General features: G+C 39.3%; 18 protein-coding genes. 12 read left to right on the top strand and 6 right to left on the bottom strand.

Annotation, left to right across the window (positions count from 1 at the left end; genetic code table 11):
- The first annotated feature begins 28 nt into the window (after window positions 1–28).
- Both rpiA and F909_RS04100 read left to right on the top strand, forming a co-directional pair.
- Entirely contained in the window at window positions 29–700 is a 672-nt protein-coding gene (rpiA, locus tag F909_RS04095; RefSeq protein WP_005153354.1) for a ribose-5-phosphate isomerase RpiA, read from the top strand.
- Window positions 700–1,392: a M48 family metallopeptidase gene (locus F909_RS04100; RefSeq protein ID WP_005153352.1), complete on the top strand. Its 693-nt coding sequence runs from the start codon at window positions 700–702 to the stop codon at window positions 1,390–1,392. Before rpiA ends, F909_RS04100 begins: the two co-directional genes overlap by 1 nt.
- Window positions 1,393–1,410: 18 nt before the next feature.
- On the opposite strand, the gene F909_RS04105 is transcribed toward F909_RS04100, so the two are convergent.
- Window positions 1,411–2,022, bottom strand: a complete 612-nt coding sequence (locus F909_RS04105) for a CDP-alcohol phosphatidyltransferase family protein (RefSeq protein ID WP_005153351.1) — start codon at window positions 2,020–2,022, stop codon at window positions 1,411–1,413.
- A gap of 148 nt (window positions 2,023–2,170) precedes the next feature.
- Window positions 2,171–3,682 carry a hypothetical protein gene (locus tag F909_RS04110; RefSeq protein WP_005153349.1) on the bottom strand — a complete coding sequence of 504 codons (1,512 nt, stop codon included), beginning with the start codon at window positions 3,680–3,682 and terminating at the stop codon, window positions 2,171–2,173.
- Between the two features lie 277 nt (window positions 3,683–3,959).
- On the opposite strand from F909_RS04110, the gene argC reads away from it, so the two are divergent.
- The 5 genes from argC (at window position 3,960) to F909_RS04135 (ending at window position 9,510) form a co-directional block, all read left to right on the top strand.
- On the top strand, window positions 3,960–5,009 hold the full coding sequence (gene argC, locus F909_RS04115; protein WP_005153348.1) for an N-acetyl-gamma-glutamyl-phosphate reductase: 1,050 nt from the start codon (window positions 3,960–3,962) through the stop codon (window positions 5,007–5,009).
- An 81-nt stretch (window positions 5,010–5,090) separates the two neighbouring features.
- Window positions 5,091–5,840 (top strand): DUF6776 family protein, encoded by a 750-nt coding sequence (locus F909_RS04120; RefSeq protein WP_005153347.1) that lies wholly within the window; start codon window positions 5,091–5,093, stop codon window positions 5,838–5,840.
- Window positions 5,841–5,862: 22 nt separating this feature from the next.
- Window positions 5,863–6,276 carry an ATP-dependent Clp protease adapter ClpS gene (clpS, locus tag F909_RS04125; RefSeq protein ID WP_005153345.1) on the top strand — a complete coding sequence of 138 codons (414 nt, stop codon included), beginning with the start codon at window positions 5,863–5,865 and terminating at the stop codon, window positions 6,274–6,276.
- Between the two features lie 586 nt (window positions 6,277–6,862).
- Window positions 6,863–9,148, top strand: coding sequence for an ATP-dependent Clp protease ATP-binding subunit ClpA (gene clpA, locus F909_RS04130; protein WP_005153344.1), 2,286 nt, complete (start codon window positions 6,863–6,865; stop codon window positions 9,146–9,148).
- On the top strand, window positions 9,148–9,510 hold the full coding sequence (locus F909_RS04135; protein ID WP_005153342.1) for a YnfA family protein: 363 nt from the start codon (window positions 9,148–9,150) through the stop codon (window positions 9,508–9,510). Before clpA ends, F909_RS04135 begins: the two co-directional genes overlap by 1 nt.
- A gap of 54 nt (window positions 9,511–9,564) precedes the next feature.
- On the opposite strand, the gene F909_RS04140 is transcribed toward F909_RS04135, so the two are convergent.
- Window positions 9,565–11,139 (bottom strand): ATP-binding cassette domain-containing protein, encoded by a 1,575-nt coding sequence (locus F909_RS04140; protein ID WP_005153339.1) that lies wholly within the window; start codon window positions 11,137–11,139, stop codon window positions 9,565–9,567.
- 617 nt (window positions 11,140–11,756) lie between these two features.
- Between F909_RS04140 and F909_RS04145 the strand changes: the two genes are divergently transcribed.
- Window positions 11,757–12,797, top strand: coding sequence for a 3-deoxy-7-phosphoheptulonate synthase (locus tag F909_RS04145; protein ID WP_005153336.1), 1,041 nt, complete (start codon window positions 11,757–11,759; stop codon window positions 12,795–12,797).
- 48 nt (window positions 12,798–12,845) lie between these two features.
- Here the strand turns inward: F909_RS04145 and F909_RS04150 are convergent, their stop codons facing one another.
- Window positions 12,846–13,766, bottom strand: coding sequence for an alpha/beta fold hydrolase (locus tag F909_RS04150; RefSeq protein ID WP_005153333.1), 921 nt, complete (start codon window positions 13,764–13,766; stop codon window positions 12,846–12,848).
- Window positions 13,766–14,326, bottom strand: coding sequence for a PadR family transcriptional regulator (locus F909_RS04155; protein ID WP_005153330.1), 561 nt, complete (start codon window positions 14,324–14,326; stop codon window positions 13,766–13,768). Before F909_RS04155 ends, F909_RS04150 begins: the two co-directional genes overlap by 1 nt.
- A gap of 124 nt (window positions 14,327–14,450) precedes the next feature.
- Here F909_RS04155 and F909_RS04160 point away from each other — a divergent pair, with 124 nt between their 5' ends.
- The 4 genes from F909_RS04160 (at window position 14,451) to F909_RS04175 (ending at window position 18,813) form a co-directional block, all read left to right on the top strand.
- On the top strand, window positions 14,451–16,475 hold the full coding sequence (locus F909_RS04160; protein WP_005153328.1) for an NADPH-dependent 2,4-dienoyl-CoA reductase: 2,025 nt from the start codon (window positions 14,451–14,453) through the stop codon (window positions 16,473–16,475).
- Window positions 16,476–16,546: 71 nt separating this feature from the next.
- Window positions 16,547–16,954 (top strand): nuclear transport factor 2 family protein, encoded by a 408-nt coding sequence (locus F909_RS04165; RefSeq protein ID WP_005153319.1) that lies wholly within the window; start codon window positions 16,547–16,549, stop codon window positions 16,952–16,954.
- 38 nt (window positions 16,955–16,992) lie between these two features.
- On the top strand, window positions 16,993–17,712 hold the full coding sequence (locus F909_RS04170) for an SGNH/GDSL hydrolase family protein (protein ID WP_005153318.1): 720 nt from the start codon (window positions 16,993–16,995) through the stop codon (window positions 17,710–17,712).
- Between the two features lie 15 nt (window positions 17,713–17,727).
- Window positions 17,728–18,813 (top strand): YheT family hydrolase, encoded by a 1,086-nt coding sequence (locus F909_RS04175; protein ID WP_005153317.1) that lies wholly within the window; start codon window positions 17,728–17,730, stop codon window positions 18,811–18,813.
- Between the two features lie 73 nt (window positions 18,814–18,886).
- Here F909_RS04175 and F909_RS04180 read toward each other — a convergent pair whose 3' ends face one another.
- On the bottom strand, window positions 18,887–19,339 hold the full coding sequence (locus F909_RS04180) for a hypothetical protein (protein WP_005153313.1): 453 nt from the start codon (window positions 19,337–19,339) through the stop codon (window positions 18,887–18,889).
- Window positions 19,340–19,557: the final 218 nt, after the last annotated feature.

Here is a 19,557-nt window from a genome sequence, read left to right as displayed (position 1 = left end):
GCAAATGTCAAAATAGTTGAGTGAAGTCATGAGTCTATATGCAACCCAAGATGAAAAAAAACAAGCTGCGGCTAAAGCAGCTTTGAAACATTTGCCTAAAGGCGGCATTTTGGGCGTAGGAACAGGAAGTACCGTTAATTTTTTAATTGATTTATTGCCTGAATTGCAATTAGAAGCGGCAGTAGCAAGTTCAACTGCGACAGCTGAACGTTTGAAAAAGCTAGGTATCGAAGTGGTCGATATGAACTCTGTCGGTGGTTTAGATGCCTATGTTGATGGTGCTGATGAAATTGACCGTCATATGCATATGATCAAAGGTGGTGGTGCAGCGTTAACGCGTGAAAAAATCGTTGCCTCAATTGCAAAGAAATTTGTGTGTATCGTGGATGATTCAAAATGGGTGGATCAATTAGGACGTGATTTTCCGCTTCCAGTTGAAGTGATTCCGATGGCGCGTTCTGCGGTGGCACGTAAGATCGTTGCTTTAGGTGGTGATCCAGTTTATCGCGAAGGTGTTGTAACTGATAATGGCAATGTGATTTTAGATGTATTTAATTTGAATATTCTAAATGCGATTGAGCTGGAAAAGACCATTAATGACATTCCAGGCGTTGTGACCAATGGTATCTTTGCATTAAATGCAGCAACCATTGCTGTTGTTGCAACGGACAATGGTATCGAAGAGCGTACAGCACAATAATGCAATCAGTTTCATTAGAAACGCTGTTACCTGAAATTAAAGTGGTTCGACACGCAAGGGCAAGAAATTTGCGCTTGCGTGTTGAGCCAACAGGTATTCGTCTCACAGCTCCATTGTTTTGTAGCAAAAGACAGATTCAGCAATTTCTGCATCAGTCTGAACAGTGGCTGATTGAAACATGGAGCAAACAACAACAGCAATTTAATCAAACCACGGCATTTCCCGAACTCTTGACTCTATTTCGTCATAACCAGCCTTTTAAAATTATTCAACAACAGCAGCGCCATATTTTTAAGTTTGATTTCGAGCAGCAACAATTACTGATTCGGAATGAACAGTCAGAGCAGGCTTTACAAGCTGCTGTCATGGCGTATGCAAAACAGTTTTTACCTGAGTATTTGAAACAGACCAGTCAAGACATTGCTTTGTTTTATCAACAATGTTCGATTCGAAGACCGAAAACACGTTGGGGTAGTTGTAGTTCCAAACATGACATCATGCTTCATGCTGCTTTGGTGCTTATGCCTGAACATATTGTACGATCAGTCTGCGTACATGAGTTAGTACATACAAAACATTTTGATCATAGTGCTGCTTTTTGGAATGAAGTTGAAAAGCATGATGCTAATTATCTTGAGCATCGGAAGCAATTGAAACAGACTCAATTGCCAAGTTGGTACTATAAAAGATAATCGAATATAGGTTTTGCCTTAGCCATTAAACAAGCGATTGTTTTGAACAGCTAAGCCTTTGCGAATACGTAAGGCTTGTTTTAGGGTAGGGACATCATTTTGCCATTGTTTGAGTACTAAGATAATTGCAATAATTTCAGCCCGTGTCAGGATACCCAGCCAGAAAACCACGATAAATAAAATTTGTGCATGTCCTGTGAGTGTGACTTCTACCAACAAAGCAAATAGAAATAAGGTCCATATTTTGGCACCTAGACTATGCGTGGCGACTTCTTTTCGAAATTTAATGAAACTTACGATATAAATGGCAACTTCTGACAGAATTAAAATGATAATTGCCCAAAAGTGTTGCTTAAAGAAATCCGGTTGCTGTAGGTAAATTGAAGCAATTGCACAAATAAAAAAAACTTGATCAACGTTAGAGTCGAGTCGACGTAATCTTTCAGTAGAAATCCCTAAATGTCTTGCAATGATGCCATCAAAGATATCACTGAGAAGTCCCAGTGTTAAAAATACCACGGTGTAGATTGGGACGAATTGAGGCTGTAGCAGAGTCACAGCGACAATGAGAAAACCCAAGAGTAGTCTGGAATAAACAAGCAAAGTTGGAATTTGATATTTTAAAGACATTCAACAGCAATAATAAAAAGATTTATTTGAGTATAGCAGCCATCATTGAAAATCAAGATGACAAATACATATTTTATAAAAATGAGGCTGCGTGATTTTTATAAGCAATGGAATCATTGTTCCATTACTTACATGTGCGAGTTAAGCCTTAGAAATTGCACTGTAACAACGTTGTTTGCAATTGATCAGGAGCTTTGCGGCTGTCTAGTCCAGCGCTGGCACTTAAGACCTGATTTGCTTTAACCTTAAGTTGAACAAAGTTATATTGCAAAGTGCTATTGTTTGGTTCTGCTGAGCTACTATTTAACAAATATTCAAAGTTGGACTTATCGACTTGGAGTAAGTTATCCGTAGTATCGCCATCGAGTTTAGAACTATAGGTCTTTCCATCTTTGGTTAGCTCTAACCACCCATCTCCACGAATATTGAGTTGGCAGTTGCTAGTCGAGTCTTTGTAATTTCCAATTAGATACTCAATAGACGGTAAGCTTGCACTTACAATATTAATTCCCGTAATACCTTGTTTACATGGATAAATTGAGCCATTACATGTTTGAGTTGTATCTGTAAAACCCACAGCACGACGATAATCACCTGCGCCAAAAACACGGAAGGAAGTCGCAGCGTTGCTTGTTGGGTCACTACCGGCATAAGCTTTTTGTTGTAATAAGACATAACCTGGCGAGTTTAATTCAGCTTGTCGATAATGGGCGGCTAGTTGTAGTACTGCTTGTTTTAATGAAGTCGCAAAGTTGTCTCTTGCACTTTTTTGATTTGCCCCGATAGTGATTGCATTATTCTTGGTAGAGTCAATATTATCGGGTGCAGTTGTTACTAATGATGTCAATGCACTTTGATCACCACGTATTTTTTTAGCATCCAAATAACCATCTTTTAAATCTATGGCTAAGTTCTTGGTAAACTCAGCATAGTTACTGTTTGGATAGGCATTTGCCCACTGCCATAGAAAACCAAAACTCACATATGTATTGATATATATACTTGCATTGGTATTTTGTGGCGAGAAAACATTTAAAACAGAAGAAGGGTTTACATTCGGGATATCTAAATCATAGAAAGCATTTGTCAAAGCTGAGTTTACATCAGAGGTCGCTAGATTTAATTGTAATGCACTGATTTTTGTCGGCTTGCTATCTGTATCAGTTGGTAACAAACCTGAACGTACTAAAGCACGTTGATAAATTGCTTCTGAACTTGGGCTGATATAAATCGTTTGAGTGAGGGTATTTGTATTTACTTCAACCAAGCTGTGTAAGGTCATTGAAATGTCTTGATATTGACCGCTTTGATGGTCATAGATCAATGAGTTGGGCGTCGTGGAGATTTCAATCCGATACAACCGATCCCGATCCAAAATTCGTGGTAATACAATATCGATTTCTGAAGTTGTCGTTAAATTTCTTTCTAAGACTAAACTGTCATCAAAATTATCAAAAACTTTTAGTGTGACATTACGCATTTCAACTGGGGTTTTAATATTGAAATTCTTAGGTTTGGGGACAGAGACCGTTGGAGTGGTTTCTTTCGTTGCTTTACTTTCGCCGCTTCCACAACTGATCAATGCAGAACTGAGTAGAAGTGTACTTAGCCCCAAGCAGATATGATGATGTAATCTTTGTTTTGACATCAAAGAAGGCATTCCAGCTCTCCAAAAAAAATTTTGCATCCATGAAATTTATTATTACCGCATTTTTTTTATTCTATTCGAATAGTGAAAGGATTCAATAGTATTTCTTGACCAATGGTAGAATCAATTTAAATATATTGGAATTTATTGGTCTATATTTCTAGATTCTAGATCATTTCATCAGGATTCCTTATGCTTTTATTTTCTTAAAAGTTAGGCACTTGAAGATTGTGTAAAACGGGTCAAACTGCCATACTATTTGCCTAAATGAAAGCTTGAGGTGTCACACGTGATTTCTGTTGGTATTGTTGGTGGAACTGGATACACTGGGGTTGAGCTATTGCGTCTTCTATTAAGACACTCACAAGTTCAAGTTCGTATTCTCACTTCTCGTACAGAAGCAGGAAAGCGCGTTGCAGATATGTTCCCAAGTTTACGAGGGCATACAGCACTTGAGTTTTCAGATTTTGATCTAAACCAATTAAAACAATGTGATGTTGTCTTCTTTGCCACGCCTCATGGTGTTGCAATGCAACATGCAGAAGAGCTTATTGCGGCTGATACAAAAGTAATTGATCTCGCAGCAGATTTTCGTTTACAGAATCTAATTCAATTTGAAAAATGGTATGGCATGCAACATAGCTGTCCAACTGTATTAAAAGACTCTGTATATGGTTTAACTGAGTTAAATCGTGAAAAAATCAAACAAGCCCAAGTGATTGGCAATCCTGGATGTTATCCAACGACTGTACAATTAGGTTTAGCGCCACTACTTAAAAATTCAGAGCAGTTGATTCATACTCAAAGTATTATTATCGATGCTAAATCAGGCGTGTCTGGCGCTGGTCGTAAAGCAAGCCTTGGCATGATCTACAGTGAAAATGCCGATAATTTCAAAGCTTATGGCGTTGCAGGGCATCGACATCATCCTGAGATTGTTGAAGCACTGGAAAACATATCTGGGCAAAAAGGACAGTTTGATCAACTGATTTTTGTACCTCACCTCGTGCCAATGATTCGTGGCATGCTGAGCACAATTTATGTCGACCTAACTGAACAAGCTCAACCAATAGATATTCAAGCATTATATGAAGATTTCTATAAAAATGAACGTTTTGTAGATGTGATGCCTGCAAATAGTTCACCAGAAACACGAAGTGTTCGTGGTGCCAATGAGTTACGAATTGCACTATATCGTCCACAACCCAATAAATTGATCATCTTGATTGCACAAGATAATTTGGTGAAAGGTGCAGCAGGCCAAGCTATTCAAAATATGAACTTAATGTTCGGTTTTGATGAAGCTGCTGGCTTGGAAGGTATTGGTTTATTACCATAAAAAACGCTTTTTTACTTCACACACATTTAAATTTCGATTCTAATGTGTGCTTTGATGTAGATCATAAAGATAGAGATGATGATGGAAAACGTTGAACCGACTACTTCACCAGACAGTTCCGTTGAAAAAAATAAATTCTTAAAAACGAATTTACCTTTGATTATTGGTGCCGTGATTCTGATCGGCGGTAGTTTTACGCTTGGTTATACGGTAGGTCATCGTCAGGGTTTAACTGTGGTTGGTTATGATGCAGATGCTGAGCAATTGGTGGATGTGGTTCAGAAACAAAAAACTGCATTAGATTCTGTGACCAAGAGCCTGAATGCTGCTGTTCAAGAACGTGATATGGCGGTAGGTAATGCTGATGATTTATTTAAAGCTGTAAACCAAGCCAATGCAGATAAAGCGCAGTTTGAAGGGATGAATACGATTTATCGTGACATTTTGAAACAGCGTGGTGGTGTAAGTTTAACCATTCAAAATATGGCAATTAAGTCTTTGCCAGAAAATGCTTTTGAATATCAAATTGATCTTGTTCAAGTCAGCCCAACTAAACGTCGTGCCACAGGTTCGGTTGAGTTACGTTTAATTAAAGATACAGAGGTTCTCGTTGTACCTTTAGAAGATAAAAACTTTAACTTTGATGATTTTGAACGTTTAACGGGGCGTTGGACAATGCCTAAGGGCTTTATCCCTCAATTTATCGAAGTGCGTTTAACTGGAGTTGGTACGCCAGTCATTAAACGTTTTAGTTGGCAACGTGGCAAGCCTGTCGATGTTGGCTCAGCTTTTGTGTCAGAAATACCGCAAGCTGAAGCTAACGCTCAATAATTTTTTAGATTAAGAACTCAATATGCGAAGATATAAACGTCAAATGAATTTAAGTGAAGTGAAAAATTCTTTTCATCAATCTGGTTATGTTGACTGGCACTTAAGTCCACGTTTAAGTGATTCGCAAGAGGATCATGAGGGTGAGGTGGTTGTACAGACAGCCCCTCCTGAATTAAAACGGCCGCCTTTATATGCGGTTGTTTTAATGAATGATGATTACACACCAATGGATTTTGTCATTGAGGTATTGCAAAGTTATTTTGGTATGGATATTGATCAAGCCAGTCAAGTGATGCTGACGGTACATTATGAAGGGAAAGGTACTGCAGGTATTTATCCTCGCGATATTGCTGAAACAAAAGCAAATCAGGTGAATAACTATGCACGAGCTCAAGGTCATCCTTTGTTGTGCCAGATCGAACCTGAGCAGCGTTAAGAAAAGCAACGCTCTTGCGGAACTTCATTCCTCATGCGTAAGACGACCAGCTATGCTATGAGTGAAGGCTCTAAGCAAATCAATGCACTTGCGGAGTTTCATTCCTCATGCGCAAGACGAGTAACTATGTTGCGAGTAACAATGTTAAGAAAGTAAAGCGATCTTTCGTCTTGTGATCTAATTCCTCAATCAACATATATATATTGTTTTGTGCTAAAAATATGAATCAATATACTGACTATCTTTATATTCAAGCTATAAATGATTTGTTAGGCTTTAAACAAGATCATGGCGTATTACAAATTTTCATAGGTTTGATACTGTTTCATCAATGAAGAACAGGTTTGCTGACTTTTTGAACGATTAGATAAGTCTTATTCTCTTTGTAATTAAATTTTTACAACAATACTTTGTTTTGAATCTTGACCAAGATACTCAACTAATGCTAACAGTAAGATATGAAGCAAAGAGGCTTGTAGACGTAACTTCAAAACGATTACAGAAGCTCAGCGGATCAAGTCAATAATTAGCTTTTTCATGAAAAGATTTCTCTTTTTTGATTAAGCCCAAGAGATAAGGGGGTTACATGCTCAGTCGTCAATTAGAAGTATCGTTACGTTTGGCTGTTAGCATGGCTCGTCAAAAGAGACATGAGTTTCTGACAGTTGAACATTTGTTGCTAGCCTTGCTAGATAACGACTCAGCCGTAAATGCATTAAAAGCATGCGGTGCTGATATCGTTACTTTGCGTAAAGAATTAGAGGAATATGTAGAGCAACATACCCCAAAACTTGGTGATAATAGTGAACAGGCACCTCATCCAACCGAGAGCTTTGATCGAATTTTACAACGTGCAATTTTCCATGTTCAGTCAAGTGGTGGTGATCGTACGGTTGAAGGTGCGGATGTTTTAGTTGCGATGTATTCGGAACGAGATTCTTTTGCTGTTTATTTGTTAAAGCGTCATCAAATCAATCGTTTAACGTTGACACAATATTTATCTCACGGCACACGTAAAGATGAGATTCAGGTTGAAGAAGAGGTTGAGGATATTGAAGGTGAAAGTGCAGCTTCAGCGAATGCTGGGCCACTTGAGCAATACACGCTTAACTTAAACATCGAAGCACAGAAGGGTAAAACAGATCCTTTAATTGGACGTGAAAAAGAGATTGAGCGTGCGGCTCAGATTTTATGTCGTCGTCGTAAAAATAATCCACTTCTAGTGGGTGACCCAGGTGTGGGTAAAACCTCGATTGCAGAAGGTTTGGCATGGTTAATCGTCAATGGTAAAGCGCCTAAACCACTTGCTCATGCTGAAGTCTATAGCTTAGACATTGGTGCTTTGGTTGCAGGGACTAAATATCGTGGTGATTTTGAGAAGCGTTTAAAACAATTGTTGAATGCTTTGAAAAAGAATCCAAATGCGATCTTATTCATTGATGAAATTCATATGATTATTGGTGCAGGCTCAAGTATGGGCAGTACCATGGACGCATCAAACTTGATTAAACCTGCTTTAGCCAATGGTAGTTTACGTTGCATTGGATCAACGACCTTCCAAGAATATCGTCAGGTATTTGAAAAAGATCATGCTTTGTCTCGCCGTTTCCAAAAAATTGATGTGAATGAACCAAGTATTGGTGAAACGATCGAAATTTTACGTGGCTTGAAAAGCAAGTTCGAAGATTTCCATCATGTTGAATATGATGATAAAGCTCTCGTTGCTGCTGTTGAATTGTCAGCTAAATTTATCAATGATCGTTTTTTACCAGATAAAGCGATTGATGTGATTGATGAGGCTGGTGCACAACGCCGTTTGAAAGCTGAAGTCGATGGCACAACCATCTCGGTTGAAAATATTGAAGATATTGTTTCTAAGATTGCGCGTATTCCGCCGAAAACAGTATCTAAAGATGACAAGTCTGTACTTGAGAATCTGGAGCGTGATCTTAAACGTGTTGTATTTGGCCAAGATGAAGCGATTACAGCACTTGCATCAGCGATCAAATTATCTCGCGCAGGCTTGAAAGCACCAGATAAACCAGTAGGAAGTTTTGTCTTTGCTGGTCCAACCGGTGTGGGTAAAACCGAGGTTACTAAACAACTGGCGAAACTGTTAGGTGTAGAGTTAGTTCGTTTCGATATGTCAGAATATATGGAACGCCATGCAGTTTCTCGCTTAATTGGAGCGCCTCCAGGCTATGTTGGATATGATCAAGGTGGCTTGTTAACAGATGCGATCCACAAAAATCCGCATTGTGTACTCTTGCTTGATGAGATTGAAAAAGCACATCCAGATGTATTCAACTTGTTGTTACAAGTCATGGATCATGGTGCTTTAACAGACAACAATGGCCGTAAGTCTGATTTTAGAAATGTGATCATTGTGCTTACGACCAATATCGGTGCAGAAAGTATTGTTCGAGCAAGTATTGGTTTCACTGAACAAGATCATAGTGCAGACAATCAGGATGCAATGAAACGTGCATTCTCGCCTGAATTCCGTAACCGTTTAGATGGCGTGATTCAATTTAAGTCACTTCCGACGACAATTATCGATTCGGTGGTGGACAAATTCTTAACCGAGTTACAAGCGCAGCTTGATGAGAAACAAGTGGTACTCGAAGTGGATCAAAGTGCTCGTGACTGGTTATCAGCAAATGGTTATGACCGTCTGATGGGGGCTCGTCCGATGCAGCGTTTGATTCAAGAGCATTTGAAAAAGCCACTTGCTGAGATGATTTTGTTTGGTGAGCTTGCTGAGCATGGTGGTAACGTTGCGGTTTCTGTGAAAACAGAAAATGGCAAAGATGTTGGTTTAAAATTGGAAGTATTTGAAGATCATATTAACCCGAGTGCTGAACCTGCTTAATGTTTGAACTTTCTTTCTCAATAACCCAAGTACTTAAAGTATTTGGGTTATTTTTCGTCACAGCGATTGCTGAAATTTTAGGTTGCTATTTTCCTTATTTAATTTTGAATCAAGGAAAATCGCATTGGTTATGGATTCCGACTGCTTTAAGCCTAGCAGTCTTTGTCTGGTTACTGACTTTGCATCCTGCGGCATCAGGTCGTATTTATGCGGCCTATGGTGGCATTTATATTTTTACCGCCTTGATGTGGTTGCGCTATGTCGATCAAGTCATGCTGACGCGTTGGGATATTTTAGGTGGGATCGTTGTTCTTTGTGGTGCTTGCCTGATTATTTTGCAACCTCAAGGTTTAGTCCGTTAAACAGAAATCAGCATGGTGCACATTTTTACCATGCTGATATACACCACCGAAAGCTTAACTCAATAAATAACTTTCATTGATTCCACATTCTTCAACAAAAGTTTTATCATGCGATACTAAGATCACAGCACCATTATAAGAACGAATCGCTTGTGCAAGTAATTCACGAAATTCAATGTCAAGATGGTTCTCTGGTTCATCCAAAAGTAACAGCTCAACGGTTTGTTGTTTCAACCCCAGCAAAGCGACTTTTAAGCGTTCGCCACCACTTAAATTTCTTAAAGCACTCAGTGCCTTATCTCTACGGATTTGTAAGTTTCCTAAGTGTGTACGGGCTTGTTGTTCAGTCAGATTTTGATCAATAGCACATAAATATTCAACAGCAGATATCTTTTCATCGAGTAATGAAAGATTTTGATCCAGATAAATAGAACTTACTTTGCAATAAATCTCTCCTGTAAGCGGAGAAATCAAACCTTGAATGGTTTTGAGTAAAGTGGATTTACCCGTACCATTTGCACCGCTTAAATGCAATTTCTCTCCCACAGTCATCGCTAGATCAATAGGTTTTGTTTCCACATAGGCAAGTTTTAATTGCTGGCAACGTAAGATTTCTCCTGATCTACCAGTGGAATGAGTAAACTCAAAAGATTGTGGTTTGAGATGTTCCAGTTGGGTTTGCTTGCGTTGTAATTCATCTTTTGCATCTGAAAGCTGTTTACTCTGTTGTTTGCGTAGATGAGAAAGAGATTGCTCGGACTGTTCTTTTTTTGCATCCAATAAGATGGGTGCTTGAGAGCCAGAAGTTCTTATTTTTTCACCTACTTTTTTACGCTTGAGCGCTTTCATTTGGCTTTGATGTTGTTGCTCCTTGAGTTGTTTCAGCTCGCGTTTCTCTTGCAATACAGCGTGTGATAACGCTTCGACTTGTGTTTGATACTGTTGTTGATACAGAGGGTAGTTACCACCGTAATAATGCATGCCAAACTGATTCAGCATAAAAATACCTTGTACATGCGCTAAAAGCTGTCGGTCATGACTAATGATGAGTCCACCTGTAGGATGTTGAGCCATTTGATCGATTAGCCATTGTCGTCCTTGGGCATCCAGATGATTGCTTGGTTCATCCAAAAGCAGATAATGATCTTTCAATAGGAATAATCGGCAAAGAGCAAGTTTTGTTTTTTGTCCCTCACTCAAATTTTGAGTCGGGGTCTCTAGTGCTGTAGGCAAACCTGCACTTTCTAAAAGTTGCTGCCATTCTGTTGGTAAGTGCCAAAAATGTTCGACTAGATCGTAATCCGTAAATGATGCCGTACCTTGCTGGATACGCTCAAAGCATAGATATAAATCTTCAATATCGAGGGCTTGAGCAATGGTATTGGCTTGGACACGCTGGAGTTGAGCAAGATGCTGATGTGGGCATTGCCAAGAGATTTGACCTGCATAGGGCAGTTCGGATGCTGTTTGTTCGTGCAAAAGAGACATCAATAGCGATTTCCCTTGACCATTACGTCCGATCAGTCCTGTAAACTGATGTAAAGGAAGTTGGAAATTCAGACGGTCAAACAATTTCTGCTGGGTTAATTCGAGTGATAAGTGTGAAACAATACATGCCTGTTGAGTCATAAGAAACCTCATAAACAGGATATGCAAAATAGCGAGATAGAGATAAATTTTAGAATGACAATCGCTAAACGATAGATAAGTCTATTTTGCACATCAAAAAGAAAGAATAATTTTGACGATGGAAATAGAACTTACTTCATTGGCGTAATCTCGAATTGATTTATTTTTCAACTATTCTATGGATGAAAACATGAAAGGTCAAATTTTACTATTTTGAAGTTTTGATTAAAAAAAGATAAAAAGTGCTTGTCAAATGCTGAAATAGTGCGTAATTTAAGGGTTAGGAACAGTTTTTTAGATATTTGAAATAAACATGTTAAAGCATACTGTAAACACAAACGCATACTTTTATTTTTGGCAATATATGTAGTTGCCTGATGCGTTTCGGGCAGCAAAAAAGGTTGCCCAACCAGTTAATACCTGATCGGCAACACCGATCAGGTTTTTTTATGCTTTAACAATCATGATTTTAGGAGAAATACCATGTATACATTTAACTATTCATATTTTAGCAAGATTTCTTGGTTTTACTTTGCAAAAAAATCAACATCGCTTAGATCACACTTGCTCAAATAAATGATAGGACTGCGAAGAAGGTCAGTCCAAAGGAATTGAAAATGAATGCTTTAAATACTGCTTTGACACAACCAACACATACAAAAGAATCAATGCTCAGCTTGCCATCACAACTCAAAGCGCAGTATCCCTTGTCTGCAAATTTAGCGCAGCAAGTTTCAAAACATCGTCAAACGATTCAGAATATTTTATCTGGACATGATCATCGCTTAATGGTGATTACAGGTCCTTGCTCGATTCATGATCCTATCGCAGTACTCGAATATGCTGATCGCCTACAACAATTACAAGAACAGGTTAAAGATCAAATATTCTTAGTGATGCGTGCATATATTGAAAAGCCACGTACTACCGTGGGCTGGAAAGGTTTTTTGTATGATCCAAATTTAGATGGATCATCAGATTTACAACTCGGTTTAGAAAAGTCTCGTGCGCTTTACTTACAACTCGTCGAAAAAGGCTTGCCGATTGCCAGCGAAATTTTAAGCCCAATGGCCACAGGCTATTTTGATGATTTACTGGCTTGGGGTGCAATTGGTGCACGCACCAGCGAATCACAGATTCATCGTGAAATTGCCAGTCACATGCCGTACAGCATTGGCTTCAAAAATGGTACAGATGGTTCGATTCAAATTGCTTTGGACGCAATTCAATCAGCACTGCATGGTCATCAATTCTTGGGTATGACGCAACAAGGTTTACCTGCAATTTTGCATAGTCATGGTAATCCATTACCGCACTTAATTTTACGTGGTTCAAATCATGGAACCAATTATGATTTGGCTTCGATCCAAGCCATGCACTTCAAACATAAGCATTTACCTGCGTTAGTAATTGATTGTAGTCATGGCAATAGTGGTAAAGATCCTTTATTACAGCCACAAGTTCTACAGCAAATTATTGCAGAACGTGCTGAGTCGAAAGTACGAGGTGTGATGATTGAAAGTCATTTGGTCGATGGCAATCAAAAGATTTCTTGTGACATGACCTATGGCCAATCCGTCACAGATGGTTGTTTGGGCTGGGACAGAACAGCACAAGTCCTGTTAGATGTTGCTGAACAAATGCGACATAAAAACTAAAGTTAAATAAAAGCCAGTCTTCAAGACTGGCTTTTTATTGGCTTGGAATTAAGCAGAATGGATAGATTGAGCTGCAAGAAAGTGACCAATTTCTTGGCTGAATTTTTTGGGTTCCGTAATCAACGGTGTATGACCAGAGCGTTCAAAATAAATCGCTTTTGCATTGCTTAAACTTTCTGCAATCAGTGTTTGTCCCGTTTCTGGATAAAGCGTAGATTCGCGGCCAATAAAGAATGTTGTTGGACAACTGAGTTGGCTGATTGCTTCACGGTAGTCTTCATCATGGTTTAGATAGTTTTCGACATACCAAAGTAAATAATCTAAACGTTGAATCGGAAGTAAATATTTTTGTAAGAACGGGCGGTGTAAAGCAAGTTTAACGATTTTAGGGGTATAGTTATTGCTGCCTTGCAGTTCAATAAAATCTCCCCATAAGCTCACAAGGTTATAGCGAACATCATTAGGTAGATCTTCTAATGTTTGTGCGTGTTTATAATCAAGCAACAAGGTTTGAATATCAGTTAACAGTTTTTTAAATTGAGGGTGTTTCTGTCCAAATAAGCCATATTGCCAAGAGTCATCAACAGAAATTTTCGGCGTTTGATCAATATGCAGATAGGCTTTGAGCTTGGATGCTAAGCCACCGTGTTTCATGCCATGCATTGCCGTGGTTGCACCCATGGAATAACCTATCAAAATAAATTGATCGAGTTTTAGTTGCTGGATCAACGTATCAACATCATTCCAGTGGCTTGATATGGCATCTAAATTTGGAATGTTGCAGTTCTTAGAACCGCCAAAACCACGCCAATCAGGAATGATAAATTCATATTGTTTACGATTGGCAAATAAGAACGGTAGCCATTGCCAGCTTTGCATACCCAGCCCTGATAAGACGAGCACAGGTTCGCCTTCACCGACACGTCGTACAAATAATTTTTCTTGATCGGGCATGGTATAAAACGGCATTATTTTTCTCCAATATCGTTTGCTTCCTCAAACTTCTTCAGCTGAGGAATCATTTGTTCCAACCATTTTATCCATTCATTTTCTTTAATGATACCGAGTTCCAGAATCATTTTATGGATAAACAAAACACGATTGGTTGGTTCGTTATCTTTAAAGTCTTTATCATGAATGGCTTGATAAAGGCTTAATTTTTCCTTATGCAATACCAAGTGACGCTCTAATTCGGGCAAAATATTATTGCCGCCGAGTTGCGCTTCTGCTCTTAATCTGACCATGAGGTCATCACGTAGTTGAGCAGGTTCGCTTTGTTGTTCAATCCATGAAGCCAGTTGTATCCTTCCAAGTTGTTCAACTTGATACGTTTTTTTACGGCTGTTGGCAGTTTGTTCTTCTAATGTAGAAATCCATCCTTTTTTCAGCATACCGCTAAGTTCACGATAAATCTGCTGATGAGTCGCATTCCAAAAGAAGCCCATTGAACGGTCAAAGCGACGAGCTAAATCAAAACCTGTACTTGGTTTCTCTAATAAGCTGGTCAATAAAACATGGGCGAGTGACATGATGTTCCATAATAAAAAATGACTCATCAGAATTATGCAATATGTTGCATAAAAATCAAATCTTGTTTATAACTTTATGCAACAAGTTGCATTAGCTAGCAAAGTGCGAGCCAAAGGAGAAACCATGTCAGCTTATCCACATTTATTAAAGCCTCTTGATTTAGGCTTTACCACCTTAAAAAATCGTGTCCTTATGGGGTCTATGCATGTTGGCTTAGAAGAAGCACCACAAGGCTATGAGCGGATGGCCGCATTTTATGCAGAACGTGCGAAAGGTGATGTGGGATTAATCGTAACAGGTGGTATTGCTCCAAATGATGCAGGTCTTACCTTTGCCCATGCGTCGAAGCTTGATAGCATTGCAGAAGCAGAAAAACATAAAGTGATCACTCAAGCTGTACACGATGCGGGTGGTAAAATTGCGATGCAAATCTTGCACACAGGTCGTTATTCTTATCAGCCTGAGATCGTTGCACCTTCAGCCATTCAAGCACCCATTAACCCAATCAAACCTAAAGCATTGAGTTCTGCGGAAGTACAGCAAACCATTGATGACTTTGCCAACTGTGCCAAGCTCGCACAATATGCGGGTTATGATGGTGTGGAAATTATGGGGTCAGAAGGTTATCTGATCAATGAATTCATTGCAGCACGGACTAACCATCGCGATGATGAATGGGGCGGTAGTTATGAAAACCGTATTCGGTTCCCAATTGAAATTGTAAAACGTACTCGCGATTTAGTTGGCGAAAATTTCATTCTTATTTATCGTTTGTCGATGCTCGATTTGGTGGAAGGCGGTTCTACGCTGGAAGAAGTTATCTATCTTGCAAAAGAAATTGAAAAAGCTGGTGCAACGATTATCAATACAGGTATTGGTTGGCATGAAGCACGTATTCCAACGATTGCGACCAAAGTACCTCGTGCAGCATTCACATGGGTCACAGAGAAACTCAAAGGTGAAGTTTCAATTCCTTTAATTACCTCGAACCGTATCAATACACCGGAAATGGCTGAACATGTATTGGCATCTGGCCATGCGGATATGGTATCGATGGCTCGTCCAATGTTGGCAGACCCAGAGTTTGTATTGAAAGCCAGCGAAGGCCGTAGTGATGAGATCAATACTTGTATTGGTTGTAACCAAGCCTGTCTGGATCATATTTTCTCAATGAAAATTGCAACGTGCTTGGTCAATCCACGTGCTTGTTATGAAACAGAACTTATTTTCAAAGAAGCGAACGCAGTTAAAAACATTGCCGTGATTGGCGCTGGCCCAGCAGGTTTAAGCTTTGCGGTTTATGCGGCGAGTCGTGGGCACAAAGTCACAGTTTTTGATGCAAGCAATCAGATCGGTGGTCAATTCAATATTGCGAAGACCATTCCAGGTAAGGAAGAATTCTACGAAACCTTACGTTATTTCAAACGTCAAATTGAATTACAACCCAATATTGAATTAGTGCTCAATCATACAGCAACCTACGAAGAACTGAGTCAAGCAAATTATGATGATATCGTGATCGCAACTGGGGTTACGCCACGCCAATTGCAGTTTGAAGGTGTTGATCATCCAAAAGTATTGAGCTACATCCAAGTATTGAAAGAACGTGTGCCTGTCGGTAAACGCGTTGCCATTATTGGTGCGGGAGGTATTGGTTTTGATACTGCGGAATATTTAACTCATGAAGGTGATAGTGGCAGCTTAAATCCTGAAAAGTTTTATGCAGAATGGGGCATTGATACATCTTATGCGCATGTGGGCGGCTTAAAATCACCTGAATTAGAAAAGTCAGAACGTGAAATTTATCTATTACAGCGTAAGAGTGCATCTGTCGGGGCTGGTCTTGGTAAAACCACAGGCTGGATTCATCGCACAGGATTAAAACATCGTGATGTGAAAATGATTGCGGGCGCAAGCTACGACAAAGTGGATGATCAGGGCTTGCATATTACGGTGGATGGTCAAAGTCGTGTGCTTGATGTCGACAACGTGGTGATTTGTGCTGGTCAGGAATCATACACTGCGATGTTTGATCAACTCCAAGCAGATGGTAAGCGTGTTCACCTGATTGGTGGAGCTAAAGAAGCAGGTGAACTGGATGCAAAACGTGCGATTCGCCAAGGCGCAGAATTAGCAGCAACGTTATAAGCAGATCGTGAGCATTTTCTATTTAGCAAATGCTCACGGACATTTCGATTAAATCTCAAGGGAGAATAACAATGACACTGGAAACAACAAAGCAATCACTTGCAAATTGGCATCAGATGATTAAAACAGGTGATTTATCAAATTTAAACGACTTACTGGCGGAAGATGTGGTGTTCCGTTCACCGGTTGCCTATAACCCATATGAAGGCAAACATGTAGTTTTCTTTATTTTGACCAATGTGATTCAGGTTTTTGAAAACTTTACTTATCACCGTGAGTTTTATACTGAAGATGGTGCAAATGTGGTATTGGAGTTCAGTGCCAATGTCAGCGGTAAATCTTTAAAGGGGATTGATATGATTCGCTTTAATGAACAAGGCAAAATTATTGATTTTGAAGTAATGATTCGTCCAATGAGTGGTTTGGCGGCATTGGCAGAAAAAATGGGTGAAAGATTTGCCAAATATCAGCCGAATTAATGTCCAAAAAATAACCTAAGTAATATTGAGAGATTAAAATGTGGTTAAAACTTTCAACTTTTGCATTATTACCTATATTGTTGATACAAGGTATAAAGGTTCGTAAGAATACGCCACGTCTTTTGGAAGCCAGTGGGGATCGTCAAGGAGTGATAGGTCAAGGAAAGCCACTTTCTCTAATGATTTTAGGTGATTCGGCAGCGGCGGGTGTTGGGGTTGAGACTCAGCAAGATGCTTTATCTGGCGCAATCATTTCTGAGCTGCAAAATGAATATCACTTAGCGTGGAAGCTTCATGCTAAAACAGGTGATACCACTCAGCAAATTTACCAAACAGTAAAACAGTTGGATCAGCAATGTTATGATGTAATCGTTACCTCAATCGGTGTCAATGATGTCACCAAGCTAACTTCGGCAAAGTCTTGGTTGAAACAGCAAAAACAACTTTTTAACTATATACAACAACAGTTTCAACCCAAGTTGATTATTGTGTCTGGTGTACCGCCAATGCAGCATTTTCCTGCTTTACCAAACCCTTTAGCTTGGTTATTCGGAAAATATGCTGAGCAAATGAATCAAGCATTACATCAATGGCTAGCGCCACAGTCACAATTTCGATTTATTCAATATGATATTGAAGCTTTTCAGGCAATGGACTTGCCTATGGCAAGTGATGGTTTTCATCCAAGCAAAGAAATTTATGCCATTTGGGGACAACAGGTTGCAGCTTTAGTGCGGCAAACATTCAACTCACAATGAGAGGCGGTTATTGGAATGGGAATATCGGCTTTAGACAAAATTAAAGTGTTAGGTTCAACATTGTTTGATTCAGTTCTCGGTGCTGAACAGCCCAAAATTTATTATGACCCGAAAGGGAAAATTAAAGATGTTTTGGAAAAGTTACCGCAGCTTAAACAAAAATATCGTCCGACGCCTTGGCTGAGTAATACCCATATTCATTTGCTTTACTTTGATATCATTCGCAAGAAAAGCATAAAACTTGAATACGATCGGATAGATCAACTGACCATGCGGGACGGTGGTGTGACTGCGATAGCATGGTATGGCTATGATCTCCCTGCTGAAACGCCGACAGTCGTCATTATGCATACCATTACAGGAACACCTGAAAGTATGCGTGAGTTAGTGAAAGATCTACATGAATACACAGGTTGGCGAATTGCACTTTGTTTGCGTCGAGGACATGCAGGCCTGCCGATGCCTGTGCCGCGTATTTCTCTTTTCGGTTCGACCAGTGATTTGAATGAACAACTGGAGCATATTCAAAACTTGTTTCCAAAATCAGACTTATATGCAGTAGGATCTTCAGCTGGTACAGGACTATTGGTGCGTTACTTGGGGGAGCAGGGTTTAGATACTCCATTTAAAGCAGCTTTCGCAATGTGTCCAGGTTATAACACTGAGATTGGTTTTAAAAATGTTCATCCTTTTTATAGCAAAATGATGACCAAAAAATTATTTAAATATTTTATTTATCCATATCAGAATACATGGGAACAGATTGCTTCTGTCGAAAAAGTACTGAGCACAACAAGCTTGGAAGAGTTTGAAAAAGAGTACTTTGAAATGGCGGGATTTCAGGATTACCAGAGTTATTGCCAAGCGATTAATCCGATTTATGTGTTTGAAAATGTGAAAATTCCTCTGATGATTCTTAATTCAGAAGATGATCCTGTTTGTTCGATTAAAAATTTGGAACCGTATAAGGATGCAATTCAGCATATGGAAAATATTGCGGTAGTAACAACCAAGAAAGGCAGTCATTGTGGTTTTTATGAGAGTTTAAGTGTGAAGTCTTGGGCCTCTCGTTTAATGGCTGATTTTTTTAAGAGCTATTAATGTCATAGAAATAAAAAAGCCATGAGCTGCAATTGATGCAGTTCATGGCTTTTTACAGCAAGCAATTAAAACATTAGTTGTTTAATGCAGGGGTAGCAGCGGCGATTGCAGCAGCAACGGCATCATCTTCACTTTGAGCTGGTACAGATGATTTTGGTGCTTTAGCAGTTTGCTCCGCCTTAGGTTGCTCTGTTTTTACTGGCTTTTGTTCAGCTTTTACAGGTTTTGGCTCTTCAGTTGGAGTCGCTGTCTCAGTTTGAGCAGGGCGAGTCTCACGACGGATTTCAGTCGTCGTATTTTGTGTTTCTTCACGCGTTGTTTCAACAACAGGTGCTGGAGCTTCGTGTTTGTCAACACTTTCTAAAGACTCGAACTCTTGGATTTTTTCAGGTTCAGGCTGTGGCTGGGTTTCAGTTGTTGCCTGTTCTGGCTGCTCTTCGTTTTTAGGTTCTTCTTTTTTCACACAAGCAGTTAATAAAAGACCAGTCGCAAGTGCTGCACAAATTAAAAGTTTTTTATTTGCCATTGCTAAAACAACATATTAAATAAGGACAGCCGCAATTATAACAGTAAATGTAGGTGAAGAAATCCCTGTGCATTGTTGAGTTTGTTTATATTTTATAAATGCTTGCAATTAAACTGACGAGCAGCAAAGAATTTGAAAGTGAAGAATGCACAATTTTAAATGCAGATTTAAGTGGTTTTGAGCTACCCATCGTAATTTATGGATGAAAAATCCACAAA

Origin of the sequence: Acinetobacter sp. ANC 3929 (assembly GCF_000369405.1) — a bacterium.
Lineage (GTDB): Bacteria > Pseudomonadota > Gammaproteobacteria > Pseudomonadales > Moraxellaceae > Acinetobacter.
The sequence above is the reverse complement of the archived record's forward strand: the minus strand, read 5'-3'. Positions and strand labels throughout refer to the sequence as shown.

What these genes read in the sequence shown, in the direction of transcription:
- rpiA (WP_005153354.1), top strand. Translation starts at nt 29, where the DNA reads ATGAGTCTATATGCAACCCAAGATGAAAAAAAACAAGCTGCGGCTAAA.
- F909_RS04100 (WP_005153352.1), top strand. Translation starts at nt 700, where the DNA reads ATGCAATCAGTTTCATTAGAAACGCTGTTACCTGAAATTAAAGTGGTT.
- F909_RS04105 (WP_005153351.1), bottom strand. Translation starts at nt 2,022, where the DNA reads ATGTCTTTAAAATATCAAATTCCAACTTTGCTTGTTTATTCCAGACTA.
- F909_RS04110 (WP_005153349.1), bottom strand. Translation starts at nt 3,682, where the DNA reads ATGCCTTCTTTGATGTCAAAACAAAGATTACATCATCATATCTGCTTG.
- F909_RS04120 (WP_005153347.1), top strand. Translation starts at nt 5,091, where the DNA reads ATGGAAAACGTTGAACCGACTACTTCACCAGACAGTTCCGTTGAAAAA.
- clpS (WP_005153345.1), top strand. Translation starts at nt 5,863, where the DNA reads ATGCGAAGATATAAACGTCAAATGAATTTAAGTGAAGTGAAAAATTCT.
- clpA (WP_005153344.1), top strand. Translation starts at nt 6,863, where the DNA reads ATGCTCAGTCGTCAATTAGAAGTATCGTTACGTTTGGCTGTTAGCATG.
- F909_RS04135 (WP_005153342.1), top strand. Translation starts at nt 9,148, where the DNA reads ATGTTTGAACTTTCTTTCTCAATAACCCAAGTACTTAAAGTATTTGGG.
- F909_RS04140 (WP_005153339.1), bottom strand. Translation starts at nt 11,139, where the DNA reads ATGACTCAACAGGCATGTATTGTTTCACACTTATCACTCGAATTAACC.
- F909_RS04145 (WP_005153336.1), top strand. Translation starts at nt 11,757, where the DNA reads ATGAATGCTTTAAATACTGCTTTGACACAACCAACACATACAAAAGAA.
- F909_RS04150 (WP_005153333.1), bottom strand. Translation starts at nt 13,766, where the DNA reads ATGCCGTTTTATACCATGCCCGATCAAGAAAAATTATTTGTACGACGT.
- F909_RS04155 (WP_005153330.1), bottom strand. Translation starts at nt 14,326, where the DNA reads ATGTCACTCGCCCATGTTTTATTGACCAGCTTATTAGAGAAACCAAGT.
- F909_RS04160 (WP_005153328.1), top strand. Translation starts at nt 14,451, where the DNA reads ATGTCAGCTTATCCACATTTATTAAAGCCTCTTGATTTAGGCTTTACC.
- F909_RS04165 (WP_005153319.1), top strand. Translation starts at nt 16,547, where the DNA reads ATGACACTGGAAACAACAAAGCAATCACTTGCAAATTGGCATCAGATG.
- F909_RS04170 (WP_005153318.1), top strand. Translation starts at nt 16,993, where the DNA reads ATGTGGTTAAAACTTTCAACTTTTGCATTATTACCTATATTGTTGATA.
- F909_RS04175 (WP_005153317.1), top strand. Translation starts at nt 17,728, where the DNA reads ATGGGAATATCGGCTTTAGACAAAATTAAAGTGTTAGGTTCAACATTG.
- F909_RS04180 (WP_005153313.1), bottom strand. Translation starts at nt 19,339, where the DNA reads ATGGCAAATAAAAAACTTTTAATTTGTGCAGCACTTGCGACTGGTCTT.